This is a genomic window from Flexistipes sp., from assembly GCF_036172515.1.
Lineage (GTDB): Bacteria > Chrysiogenota > Deferribacteres > Deferribacterales > Flexistipitaceae > Flexistipes.
Window position 1 is genome coordinate 80,597 of record NZ_JAXKVW010000009.1, and the last position, 12,782, is coordinate 93,378.

The following is a 12,782-nucleotide window of genomic DNA, read 5'->3' on the forward strand; positions in this document are numbered from 1 at the left end:
GTAATATACATTAATTTATTAAAGATTGTCGTTCAAATAATAGAGTTTGTAGCCTTTATCTGCCGTAAAGAGGTTTTTTATTTCCGTCATTCCATTTAAGAGATTATCCAGAACATTTTCTTTCTCATTGTAATAGTACAAATCTATATCTTTCACCCCTATCTGCTTCTTCAAACTTTCCACGGTATCATAAAAGCCGCCTATTTCATCCACCAAACCTATTTCCAGAGCTTTTTTACCCGTTATTACCCTTCCGTCAGCATACGTTCTCAGCTTCTCTTCCTTGATTTTCCTGGCTTTTAAAATATCGTGGATAAAACTTTCGTACACCTGATCAATGGTATTCTGCAGAATTTTGCGCTCAGCCTCCGTCAAACTCCTGTTGGAAGCTCCGATATCCTTGAATTTGCCGCTCTTTATCGTTTCTATTTGCACACCTATTTTTTCATAAAGACCGCTTAAGTTGGTGAACTTCATTATAACACCGATACTCCCTGTTAAAGTGCCATCAAGAGCAAAAATCTTATCAGAGGCAGCAGCAACATAGTAACCGCCTGAGGCAGCAAGTGTGCTCATGCTAACATAAACAGGCTTGTCAATTTTTCTCAAAATACGGTATATTTCCTGACTGGGGGCAACGGCACCGCCTGGTGAGTTAATTCTGATCAAAAAACCTTTCACATTCGGATTATCATGAAACTTTTTATAGGCATTAAGGAACTTATCCGAGTTAAGGATAATACCTTCAAGTTTTATAACTACGATTTTGGGATTTGTCAGATTTTTGGTGTCTATACCGGTATAGCTTACAATAGCGTTAATGAAAAAAATAATTACCAGTAAAACCAATACAGCACTAAATACTTTTGAAAGTACCCTCTTTTTTGACACCTGTTCCCCTTTTTAATTCAAAGTAACAAACAAGTATACTATATATACAGCTAAAATGTAAACAGAATAAACAGATAAGTGACCCACACGAAATTTTGAAAACTTATCCTGTTTAATCCCCAGTAAAGCTATTAATGACATTATACATGCAATCAAGCCGGTAAACAGATGGGCGGGCTCAACAAATTCAAATACACTGCCTTTGAAGTAAAAAATGTCAATAACAGGAATGATAAACATATTAAAAACATTTGATCCGAACAGATTACCGATTGCCATATTTGTAGCGCCTACTTTTACTGCACCATAACAGGAAGCCAGTTCGGGCAGACTCGTCACCAGTGCAAGCAGTAGAGCGCCCACCACAGATTGTCCGAGACCTGTTATAATTGCAACCTGATCTGCACTTTTGCTCAGAAGAAGGCCGGCAAAAACAATAATAGTAGCATTCAACAAAAACATATATAGCGCTTTATTAAGAGGAATCTCGGGAACACTCCCTTCTTCGGGAAGAAGTTCTATTGCCGAAGATTTATAGGCATTGTAAAGGGAAATAAAGAAAACAAATACTGTCAAAATACTTAAAAGGCTAATCCAGCCGATTACGGGGAAACCTATAACAAATCCGGTAAACGTAACGACCATGATAAGCAGCCCATAAATACCTGAAATTGTATTGGACATACTTACATCTTTAAAAAATGATCCCTTTCTGAAAACAAAGTCTAAAATAAAAATTACAAAAATGTTAAAAACGTTGGAGCCGTAAACATTACCGAATGCCAGATCCGGAGCATCCACAATAGTTACTGCACCAATTGAAGAAATAAGTTCAGGGAGGCTGGTGAAAAGAGCAAGCATTGTAATTCCGACAAAGCTATGCCCCAGCTTGGTTTTCAAAGCAATTACATCGCCGTATTCCGACAGTTTTATCCCTGAAACAATAACCAGAACTGCCGAAATAAAAAACAGCAGGAAATATACCATTTTAAATCAACTGTCTATATCTTTTATCTGATCTTTTATAAGATTACCAAGATTAAATGATGAATCCTCCGCGTCAAACTGCTTCATATATTCTTTCACTTCTCTCTTTTCCGAATCCATTTTGTATTTTTTTACTGACAGCAGAACATTTCTCTTTCTTTTGTCAACTCTGAGTACAACCGCTTTGATTGTCTCTCCTGCTTTAAATTTCTCTTCAGGATTGACTTTTTCCACATCCAGCTCTTTTACAGGAATAAAGCCTTTCAGTTCTCTGGGCAGCTTAACCTCAACCCCGTCTTTGTTAACTTCAGAAATTTCTGCTTCAACTACTTTGCCGGATGGTAAAATTTTATCTGCTTCTCTCCATGGATCCTTCTCCAGCTGCTTAACGCCGAGACTGATTCTTTCCCGTTTCGGGTCAATTTTAAGAATTTTAGCTTCTATTTCATCACCCACACTGTAGAGGCTGTTCAAATCATCAATGTCCTTTGTCCATGAAATATCGCTCTTTCTGACAAGCCCGTCTATCATAGCGCCAAAATCCACGAAAACTCCAAAATCTGTAATATTAACCACTTTTCCTTTTACTACAGAGCCTTCGGGATGTTTGTCTTTGAGTGTATTCCAGGGGTTGTCTGTGAGAAGTTTCGGGGATATTTTTATTTTTTTACGCTCATCATCATATCCCAGTACCTTACCTTCCACTCTGTCGCCGCTGTTCAGCTGAACCTTTTCTGATTTAACCCATGAAAGCTCTTCATCGGGGATAATAGCATCCACACCGGGCTCCACTTCAATCACATAGCCTTTACGCTTCCTTGTCACAACATTTCCGGAAACAACACTCTCTTCCGGGTATTTTTCCCTGACGCTGTTCCAGGGATCGTCTGAAAGCTGTTTTATGCCCACTTCAATCTTGTTATTTTCATGATCTACATTCAACACCTTAACTTCAACAGGATCGTCCACTTCCAGAAGTTTGCCTGGGTGCTTTACCACTCCCCAGCTTATATTATTTTTATGAAGGAAGCCGTCCACAGGTCCTAAATTAACAAATGCTCCGTAATTTTTGATGGTTTTAACAGTACCTTTCAGTTTGTCCCCTTCCTGCACATCTTTAAAAAACTTCTCCTTTTCCTCCTGGTGGGATTCAATAAGGTACAGCTTTCTGGATGCAAGGGCAGTTTTATTACGTCTGTCGATTTTCAATATTTTGCAGTTAAACACTTTATTCAGATAAAAGTCAGATTTTTTCACCCTGTTTCTCGTATCTATATGATTATTCAAAATGAAAACATTAACTTCGCCAAATTTTCCCTGAAAACCCTTATCGTTAAAATTGACAATTTTAACAGCAACAGGCTTCTCCTTTTCGTAGGATGTAAGAAGGTTCTGCCAGTCTTCCTGGAATTGCAGCATCTTTTTTGACAGTCTGACATGACCGCCTCCGCCCGATTCCGCCACAATCATAGCTTCCACTTCATCGCCGACATTTATGTTTGCTTCACCGTCCTGCTTAAATTCGGACAAATCGATAATTCCTTCGGTTTTAAAACCGATATTGACCAGAACATCATCGCCGTTTATCTGAACAATATTTCCCCTTACAATGTTCCCTCTGGCAGGTGTGGTAAGAGATTCTTCAAGCATAGACTCGAAATTGCTCATGTCCATTTCGGAATTTTCGATGTTGTCATTGTTTTCGTTGTTAAGATTGTTCTCCTGCATCATTAACCTCATTTATATATTCTAAGACCTCTTCTATCAAAAAATCGGGAGTACTGGCTCCGGCTGTTATACCTATATTTTCAACATTGTCAAACATATCTTTTGTCAATTCGCCTGCCGTTTCAATGTGATAAGTGTTTGTACAGAGTTCCCGGCAAATTTTGAATAACCGAGTTGTATTTCCACTGTTTTTGCCACCAATAACTAACATTAAGTCAACTGACTTTGCAAGCTTTTTTGCAGCATGCTGTCTGAGATTTGTGGCATTGCAAATTGTATTTACCACTTTAAGCTCTTTAGCACGGGTCTCCAGAAGCTTTCTCACCCGGTTAAAAACCTCTCTGTCCTGAGTAGTCTGAGCAATGAGCCCGACTTTCGAATCAAGGTCAATATTTTCTATATCCTTCTCATCGGAAATAATATGATACTTTCCTTTTATATAACTGACAATCCCCTTTACTTCCGGATGGTCTGCCTCTCCCAGTACTACTACATCATAACCGTCTCCGGAAAGTTTTGCAGCCTCTTCGTGAGCTTTGTTCACAAAAGGGCATGTGGCATCAATTATATCGACATTATTTTTTTTCAGTTTTTCATATGTGCTTTTTGTAATCCCGTGAGATCTCAGAACCACAGAGTGGGAGCAGTCCAGTTTCTCTGCATCTCTTTCCACCAGAACGCCGTTGTCTTCAAACTGTTTGACAACCTGGGGATTATGAATAATAGGTCCCAATGTCCTGACATTATCTTTTATATGCGACTGCTCTTTTACGATATTTATAGCCCTTTCCACACCGAAACAAAATCCGGCATAATCGGCCAGATAAATTTTCATTGAATGCTCTCCCCGGCCTCTCTTTTTTTATTTACGATTTTCATTATTTCCTGCACAACTTCATCCACAGTCAAACCGGTGGTATCGACTTCTACAGCATCCTCAGCTTTAAGAAGGGGTGCAGTCTGTCTTTTGGTGTCGGTTTCATCCCTTTTCACAAGATCATCTTTTACTTCATCAAAGCTTATCTCCGGGTATTTTTCCTTAAGCTCAGCATAGCGTCTGTGGGATCGCTCATCAACGGAGGCATTAAGAAAAATTTTCACTTCCGCATCAGGTATAACTACGGTACCGATATCTCTGCCGTCCATAATAACATTCTTTCTTGAAGCAAGTTTTTTCTGCTTTTTTGTCAGAATCTCTCTTATTTTTTTGTCCGCAGCCACTTCGCTGACTTTTGCAGAAACCTCAGGTGTTCTCACAGCTTCGGTTACATCATATTCAGACTCCTGAAGCAGCAGGATTACTCTCTGTGTATCATCATTCTGCAAGAAGTCAATCTCTGTATCTCTGACAAGTTCTTCCAATGCATCTCCATTCACATGGAATTCCAGAGATATATATGCACAGGCTCTGTACATTGCTCCAGTGTCAATATATATCAGCCCTAATTTTTTAGCCAGTATTTTCGAGATTGTGCTCTTGCCGCTGCCGGCAGGACCGTCAATGGCAATTCTCAACAAGAAGTAACCTCTAGTTTTTCAATATTTTGGAGAAATTCAGGAAAAGATACATCAACACAAGCTATATCGTCAATAGGGAGGTTACCAAAACGCTTGGACAGAAGGATATTAACCATTGCTATCCTGTGATCATCAAAAGATTTAAGTTCAGCTTTCATGTTGACAGATTCTAAAGGATAAATTTTTAATCCGTCATCAAACTCTTCCACCTTAGCACCGAGGGAGCTTAGATTACAGACCAAAGCACTGATTCTGTCGGACTCCTTAACCCTCAACTCACCGGCATCCCTTATCTCCACCGGTTTATCCGCAAAAAGCCCTAAAGCAGCAATAGCCGGAATTTCATCAATAACATTTGCTATAATATCTCCGGAAATTTTACCGCCCTGCACATTTTGGGATTTGATACTTATATCACCAAAAGGCTCCCCGTCTTCGCCGTTTTTCAAATCCACATCAAATTTCACACCGAAGCTTTCCAGTACATCCAGCAGACCTGTGCGTGTTTTATTCAAACCAACATTTTTAATAACAACTTCACTGTTTTCAAACATCAGCGCAGCTGAAAGAAAAAAAGCTGAAGATGAAAAGTCCCCTGGTACCTTTACTTCGGAGGGCAAGAGTTTTCCTCCGCCGTTTACCGTTATAATATTTTTATCTACGGTCAAATCACATCCGAATTGACGCAGCATAATTTCAGAGTGGTTGCGTGTGGGTGTTGTTTCCGTATACGAACTTTTTCCATCAACCTGAGAAGCGGCAAGCAGAACAGCACTTTTAACCTGAGCACTTTTAACGGCGGCTTTTATATCAGATGAAAACATTCTTGCAGGAGTAACCGCTAAGGGGAGCAGCCTGTTATCCTGTCTGCCGTAAATTTTCGCACCCATCCGGCTTAATGGTGCAACTACCCTGTCCATAGGCCTTTTTTTGAGTGAATCGTCACCCGTTAAAATAAATAACTTACCCTGAGGAGCAAGCACTCCTGTAATCAGGCGGGCTGTTGTACCCGAGTTGCCGCAATCTATAATATCAGAAGGTTCTTTAAAGCACTTGAATCCGGGTGATTGTATCTTAAAGCCGTTTTCATTTTTTGTCACTTCCCCGCCCAGCATTTCCACAGCAGACATTGTACTCAGTGTATCTCTGGATAAGAGGGGATTTGATACATAACTCACACCTTCCGCCATCAGGGATAAAAGAAAAGCCCTGTGCGTTACTGACTTATCAGGGGGAACTGTTATTTCTCCTTTCAGGGAGTCAATTTTCTTAAATGTTTTCATATAAACACTGCCTTGCCGAGCTTACATGACGGATTTTCTTCATCAAAACCGATTTTTCTTTTTTATTAATCTGCTGTTTCCAGTCATTAAGAATAGCTATGTATTCATCGATAACATTATTTATATGTTCACTATTATCACTGAAAATATCGCTCCACATTACAGGGTCGCTGGCGGCAATCCGGGTGAAATCCTTAAACCCTCCGCCTGTATATTCAAGGAGATTTTTATCTTTTTTAAGAATAAGTTCCATCAGAGCAAAAGAGATAAGATGGGGAAAATGGCTGACTACACCGAATATTTCGTCATGGTATTCTGCATTCATCACTTTTACACTCATTCCGATTTTTTCATGCAGTCTTTTAAGAACATCCACAGTTATCTCATCACCATCTGTTAAGATATGAAGTGCACCTTTCAAAAGCTCCGCTTCAGAATTGGCAAATCCGGAAACCTCTTTTCCCGCGATCGGATGTCCGCCGCAGAAATTGAGACCAAGTTTTCGTGCTTCAGAGCAGATAGTAGTTTTCGTGCTGCAGGCATCGGTTATTAACGTTTTTACATTTTTGCTCCCAAGCTCGTGTAAAACTTCTATCCCGGCATTAACCGGCACGGCGATGTAAATAATAGCGGGCTCAAAGCTCAGAAACTCATCCATATCATCGGTAAGTCCTTCAAAAATACCACATTCAACTGCCGAAGAGATTGAATCAATGGATTTATCGTAACCGTAAACTTTTATACCTGCCTTATTAAAAGCTTTCGCCAGAGAACCGCCTATCAGGCCGAGACCAATTATTCCTATCTTTTCAGGCATTATTCTTCCAGATGCCTCTCTAAAGTGGCAGAAATTATCTTAATCCTCTTCATCAGTGTTGCAAATTCATCCGGAGTAATCGACTGGTCTCCGTCACTCATTGCTTCAGCCGGATTGGGGTGTACCTCGATAATAAGACCGTCGGCTCCCGCCGCAATTGCAGCCTGTGCCATAGGCAGGATACAATCTCTCCTCCCGGTGCCGTGGCTGGGGTCTACGACAACAGGCAAATGGGACGCATTTTTAATTACCGGGATTGCTGAAAGATCCAGCGTATTTCTCGTTTCTGTTTCAAATGTTCTTATACCCCTCTCACACAGAATTATATCCAGATTGCCTTCAGATGCAATATATTCGGCAGCCATAAGAAACTCTTTTATTGTAGCCGACATCCCTCTTTTAAGAAGTACCGGATGACCTGATTTACCGACTTCCTTCAAAAGTCTGAAATTCTGCATGTTTCGCGCACCAATCTGAATGATATCTGCATATTTACAGATCAAATCTATATCCCGGGGATCCATAAGTTCCGTAACAACCAACATGCCTTTTGAATCCGCAGCTTCTCTCAGATATTTCAGTCCTTCCTCACCAAGTCCCTGGAAAGAGTAAGGAGAAGTTCTCGGTTTAAAAGCGCCGCCTCTGAGCACTCTTGCTCCGGCATCATAAATTTTATCCACTATTTCAAACAGCATCTCCCTGTTTTCAACGGAACACGGTCCCGCCATAACAGTCGTATGTTTACCCCCAATCTTAATACCGTTAATCGATATTTCAGAATTGGTTTTCTTAAAATCCTTGCTCACAAGTTTATAAGGTTTAAGGATAGGTACAACCTTCTCCACGCCGGGAAGTGATGACAGCGGTCTGTCTCTCAGCTGCCTTTCATCACCTATCGCTCCTATAATCGTTCTCTCTTCACCTTCGGAAATATGTGTCTGAAAGCCCAGAGATTTAAGTCTGTCTACAACAAAATCCCTGTTTTCTGCGGTGGCTTCAGGTTTTAATACAATAATCATAATTATCCCTCCAGGACCTTACTCAGCTTATCTATAAAGATTTTATTCTGCTCCGGTGTTCCTATGGTGACCCGGACATATTCCTTTAGAGCCTGTCCGAGAAAACGCACAATAACACCTTCGGTAAGCAGTTTATTAAAAACCTCTTCACCATCTCCTACATTAACCAGAATAAAATTTGACTGTGTTTCAATATACTTCAGACCCAGCCGCTCAAATTCTTTGTAAAGGTATCTTTTACCTTCACGGTTATTTTTTATAGAGCTTCTGAGGAAATCTTTATCATCCAGAGCAGCTTCTGCAGCGATTTGGGCTACCATATTGACATTGAACGGCTGTCTCACCCTGTTGAGCATATCAATACATTTTTCGTGACCGATTGCATAGCCTATTCTAAATCCCGCCAGTCCGTAAGCTTTGGAGAATGTACGCATCGAAATCAGATTGGGATATTTTTCAAGCAGTTTAAATGTATTGGGAAAATCCGGTGCATCCACGTATTCCACGTAAGCTTCGTCAAGAGCTATGAGTGTATTCTCGTCCACATATTCGATAAAATCCTCCAGCTGCTCAGCTGAGATATAAGTACCTGTCGGGTTATTAGGATTGGCCAGAAAAACAATTCTCACAGATTCATCCATAGCTTCCTTGATTTTATCAAAATCCACATAAAAATCGTCTTTTACCGGTACCCATTTGCATTCTATACCGGCAGCTTTGGCGATAATTCCGTACACAGAAAAACTGGGAAAATAGGACAATATAGATTCGCCCTCTTTGGTAAACGTCCTGATAAGCAGTTCTATAATTTCGTTGGAGCCTGTGCCGAAAATAAGACGCTCCGGCGAAACACTCAGCATTCGTGCCAGTTTTTTCTTAAGATAGAAAGCATCGCCAAGAGGATAAAAATTCATTTCATCAAGGTGCTCTTTCACAGCTTGCTTAGCCTTCTCAGGCACACCCATCATATTTTCATTTGATGCAAGTTTTATGGCTTCTGAAATTCCGAGCTCCCTCTCAAGTTCTTTAAGCGGCTTGCCCGGTTTATAAGGAATCAAGCTTGATATGTTTTCACCTGCTAATTTCTCAAAGTCCGTCATTTTTCCCCCTTCGGATAAGATCCCAGAATTTTAAAGAAAGATACATTCCAGGCAAAACTGTCAATCGCCTTCTTTATCATCGGATCACTTATATGTCCATCTATATCCACATAAAAAACATATTCCCACGTTTTAAGTTTTGAAGGTCTGGATTCGATTTTCGTCATATTGATATCAGAGTCGGCAAAAGCCTTCAGAGCCGAATAAAGTGAGCCCGCTTCATGTGTAACTGAAAAGACAAGGGAAGTTTTGTCATTGCCGGTTTTTTCGGGCTTGACATCGCCGATAATCAGAAAGCGGGTAAAATTGTTAGCAAAATCCTCTATTCCTCTATGCACAACCTTTAAAGAATATACAATTTCAGCCATTTCAGAGCCGATTGCAGCTGCGGAAGAGTCTTTTGCAGCCATCTCCGCCGCCTTTGCAGTGGATTCCACCTCAAAAACCTGAATATGGGGGACATTATTGTTAAGCCAGTTGCGGCATTGGGCAATAGCGTGGGGGTGGGAATAAATACGCTTGATATCTTCGAAAACCCCGGATTTATTCATAAGATTGTGATTAACCTCTATAAAGATTTCTCCGCATATATTCAAATCTGAATCCATGAACATATCGAGGGTATGATTCACGACACCTTCCAGTGAATTTTCAATGGGTATAACCCCGTAATCCGCTCTTTTTTTCTCCACATCCTCAAAAACCTCCGGGATGCTTCTTGCCGAAATCATTTTGGAAGAAAGTCCGAAATGTTTAATCCCTGCCAGATGCGTAAATGTTCCTTCAGGGCCCAGATAGGAAATTTTCTGAACCTCTTCCAGAGAAAGTGAAGCCGAGATGATTTCCCTGAAAACGCTTCTCAAAGCATTTGGGGGAAAAGGCCCCGGATTTTTTTTAACAAGTCTGTCATATATTGCCTTTTCACGGGACGGGACATAAAGCGGCCTGTTTGACTTCTGCTTAATCTTACCCACTTCTATCACATATTCCGCACGTTTGTTCAGCAGATGCAGTATTTCATCATCTATTGCATCAATATTTTTTCTTAGCTCATCTAGTCTTTTCATAGGTGCACCTAATACCAGAAAGTTAAAAAATATTCAACTTCTTTTGTCCTTTATGATTTTACATGTTTTTATCTTAAAAACTCAAGTTTCGCACTTACACTTTTTTCACGTCTTTGTTCACCCTGTTAAATATCAGCTTCGCTGATTGCCTGTGGCACTTAACAGGGCAGGGAGTGAAAACGACGAAGCAATCTCTCTGCTTTTCTTGTTTTGAGATTGCCACAACCCTGTTTCCACAGGGTTTCGCAATAACAAAACGAAGTGCGAAACTTGAATTAAAAATTACTGCAAACGTTTTAATGCCGATGAATTTAGCAGATTAAAACCGTCATATAAATACTTTTTTTTACAGGCAATTTGTGCTATTTTCATAATATGAGCAGGTTTGGAAAAATTACAATTATTATCTCTTTTATAGCACTTGTTTTTTTATCTGTAACATATTTCTATATAAGCGGACTGGAAAAGGTATACTTTATCGACGATGAAACTTTTAATCCGGCTCCAAAATCTCTTTTTATCAATCCCGTAAGCAGTGAAGAAAACCGTATTATTAAAGCTCTCAACCACCTGAAGTCTCCCCGGCAGTTTAAGGGCTATTCTACGGAAGTCCCGTCATCTGTGGTATTCAATTCTGTAAGTTTCGATAACAATATCTGCTATATAGATATTACTTTTGATAAAAATTCAGGCGAAAGCAGCAGCTACCACGAAGACAGAATGCTTTTAAGCATTTTTAAAACAATAAAACATTTCAGGCCGGAAACCGAAAAATTTAAACTTAACGTCAAAGGCGGCACAAGCAACTTTAAACATATAAGTACTAAATATTATATGAAAATAAAGGATAACAATATCTCAATCACAAACAGATAAGCGGAACCCGGGAGAGGGTTCCGCAGCTGATACAGATTTTAAGAATGCAGCTTTTTTGTAATTCCCGCCACATGTTTACCCTGAAAACGGGCAATGGCAAGCTCATTTGCCGTAGGCTGCCTTGAACCGTCAGTATTTGCAAGGGTTGTGGCCCCGTAGGGTGCACCGCCTGTGATTTCGTCCATATTCATCAGTTCTCCACAAGAGTAAGGAACACCCGCAACTATCATTCCGTGGTGAAAAAGAACTGTATGAAAGCTGGTCAACGTTGTCTCCTGTCCGCCATGCTGGGTAGCAGTTGATGCAAAGACACTTCCCACCTTTCCAACAAGTGCCCCATTCATCCAAAGGCCGCCGGTCTGGTCGAGAAAATTTTTCATTTGAGAAGCCATATTTCCATATCTGGTGGGTGTACCAAAAATTATACCGTCAGCTTCAGCAAGCATATCCGGCTCAATAACAGGGACATGAGCAAAAGATTCTTTGGCTTCTTTTGCACCTGCTGCCTCAATCTGCTCTTTGCTCATCAGTTCCGGAACCTGGAAAAGTTTCACATCGACATTTTCCACTTCTTTTACGCCTTTTACAACTTCTTCTGCCATCCTGTAAACATGTCCGTATAAACTGTAAAAAACAACATAAACAGTAGTCATATAAACCTCCACTTAAATATTAGATACATTTAATTTAATACTTTATCCTATTAAAGCAATAGGTTTTAAATTTGAGCCATTCTAAAAAAGATTGTTGATTGTATACAATATGTATGGTATGATTTAACATAAATAATTTTAATGGAGGAAGTAATGGCTAAGAGTCTTAAAGGCACAAAAACTCTGGAAAACTTGATGAAAGCCTTCGCAGGAGAATCCCAGGCAAGGAACCGTTACACTTATTTTGCAGGCATTGCAAAAAAAGAAGGTTACAGACAGATTGAGGCAATCTTCCTGGAAACAGCGGAAAATGAAAAGGAACATGCAAAAAGGTTTTACAAGCATGTTACGGACAATCTTGGATTGGAAGAGCCCATCCCTGTTGAGATAACTGCAGATTATCCTGCCTCACTGGGTAACACATACCAAAACCTGAAAGCTGCTGCAGCAGGTGAAAATGAAGAACATTCGGATCTTTATCCGACATTTGCCAAAGTGGCAGATGAGGAAGGATTTCCTGAAATTGCCCATCAGTTCAGAAAAATTGCAGAAGTTGAAGTGGCTCATGAAAAAAGATATCTTAAACTGGCTGAGAATGTAGACAACGGAAAAGTATTTAAAAAAGACAGCAAAACGCTGTGGAAATGCAGAAACTGCGGTTATATTCATGAAGGAGATGAAGCTCCTGAAACTTGCCCCGCCTGCGCTCATCCTATAGAACACTTTGAACTGCTTGCTGAAAACTATTAAAATAAAAAAGCCCTCCGTTCGGAGGGTTTTTTTGTATCATTAAACTTTTAACAACATAACCTTTTACATTTTACATTTCACATCTCACGTCTT

General features: G+C 40.1%; 13 protein-coding genes. 2 read left to right on the forward strand and 11 right to left on the reverse strand.

Annotated elements, in window-relative coordinates:
• Window positions 1–18: 18 nt before the first annotated feature.
• The 10 genes from sppA to pheA are packed head-to-tail and all read right to left on the reverse strand — an operon-like array spanning window position 19 to window position 10,410.
• Window positions 19–891: a signal peptide peptidase SppA gene (gene sppA / locus UMU13_RS07575; protein ID WP_328218218.1), complete on the reverse strand. Its 873-nt coding sequence runs from the start codon at window positions 889–891 to the stop codon at window positions 19–21.
• Between the two features lie 12 nt (window positions 892–903).
• Window positions 904–1,878, reverse strand: a complete 975-nt coding sequence (locus UMU13_RS07580) for a sodium:calcium antiporter (RefSeq protein ID WP_328218220.1) — start codon at window positions 1,876–1,878, stop codon at window positions 904–906.
• A gap of 6 nt (window positions 1,879–1,884) precedes the next feature.
• Window positions 1,885–3,609, reverse strand: coding sequence for a S1 RNA-binding domain-containing protein (locus tag UMU13_RS07585; RefSeq protein WP_328218222.1), 1,725 nt, complete (start codon window positions 3,607–3,609; stop codon window positions 1,885–1,887).
• Window positions 3,587–4,441 carry a 4-hydroxy-3-methylbut-2-enyl diphosphate reductase gene (ispH, locus tag UMU13_RS07590; RefSeq protein ID WP_328218223.1) on the reverse strand — a complete coding sequence of 285 codons (855 nt, stop codon included), beginning with the start codon at window positions 4,439–4,441 and terminating at the stop codon, window positions 3,587–3,589. Before ispH ends, UMU13_RS07585 begins: the two co-directional genes overlap by 23 nt.
• On the reverse strand, window positions 4,438–5,121 hold the full coding sequence (cmk, locus tag UMU13_RS07595) for a (d)CMP kinase (protein WP_442902142.1): 684 nt from the start codon (window positions 5,119–5,121) through the stop codon (window positions 4,438–4,440). The genes ispH and cmk overlap by 4 nt, the downstream gene beginning before the upstream one ends.
• Window positions 5,118–6,407: a 3-phosphoshikimate 1-carboxyvinyltransferase gene (gene aroA / locus UMU13_RS07600; protein ID WP_328218226.1), complete on the reverse strand. Its 1,290-nt coding sequence runs from the start codon at window positions 6,405–6,407 to the stop codon at window positions 5,118–5,120. The genes cmk and aroA overlap by 4 nt, the downstream gene beginning before the upstream one ends.
• Window positions 6,394–7,224 carry a prephenate dehydrogenase gene (locus tag UMU13_RS07605; RefSeq protein ID WP_328218228.1) on the reverse strand — a complete coding sequence of 277 codons (831 nt, stop codon included), beginning with the start codon at window positions 7,222–7,224 and terminating at the stop codon, window positions 6,394–6,396. The genes aroA and UMU13_RS07605 overlap by 14 nt, the downstream gene beginning before the upstream one ends.
• Window positions 7,224–8,243: a 3-deoxy-7-phosphoheptulonate synthase gene (aroF, locus tag UMU13_RS07610; protein ID WP_013886948.1), complete on the reverse strand. Its 1,020-nt coding sequence runs from the start codon at window positions 8,241–8,243 to the stop codon at window positions 7,224–7,226. The genes UMU13_RS07605 and aroF overlap by 1 nt, the downstream gene beginning before the upstream one ends.
• 2 nt (window positions 8,244–8,245) lie before the next feature.
• Entirely contained in the window at window positions 8,246–9,343 is a 1,098-nt protein-coding gene (gene hisC / locus UMU13_RS07615; RefSeq protein WP_328218230.1) for a histidinol-phosphate transaminase, read from the reverse strand.
• Window positions 9,340–10,410 carry a prephenate dehydratase gene (pheA, locus tag UMU13_RS07620; protein WP_328218231.1) on the reverse strand — a complete coding sequence of 357 codons (1,071 nt, stop codon included), beginning with the start codon at window positions 10,408–10,410 and terminating at the stop codon, window positions 9,340–9,342. The genes hisC and pheA overlap by 4 nt, the downstream gene beginning before the upstream one ends.
• Before the next feature lie 375 nt (window positions 10,411–10,785).
• On the opposite strand from pheA, the gene UMU13_RS07625 reads away from it, so the two are divergent.
• Window positions 10,786–11,286 (forward strand): GerMN domain-containing protein, encoded by a 501-nt coding sequence (locus UMU13_RS07625; protein ID WP_328218232.1) that lies wholly within the window; start codon window positions 10,786–10,788, stop codon window positions 11,284–11,286.
• 38 nt (window positions 11,287–11,324) lie between these two features.
• On the opposite strand, the gene wrbA is transcribed toward UMU13_RS07625, so the two are convergent.
• Window positions 11,325–11,939, reverse strand: coding sequence for an NAD(P)H:quinone oxidoreductase (gene wrbA, locus UMU13_RS07630; protein WP_328218233.1), 615 nt, complete (start codon window positions 11,937–11,939; stop codon window positions 11,325–11,327).
• Window positions 11,940–12,092: 153 nt separating this feature from the next.
• Between wrbA and rbr the strand changes: the two genes are divergently transcribed.
• Window positions 12,093–12,689: a rubrerythrin gene (rbr, locus tag UMU13_RS07635; protein ID WP_328218234.1), complete on the forward strand. Its 597-nt coding sequence runs from the start codon at window positions 12,093–12,095 to the stop codon at window positions 12,687–12,689.
• The last annotated feature ends 93 nt before the right edge of the window (window positions 12,690–12,782 follow it).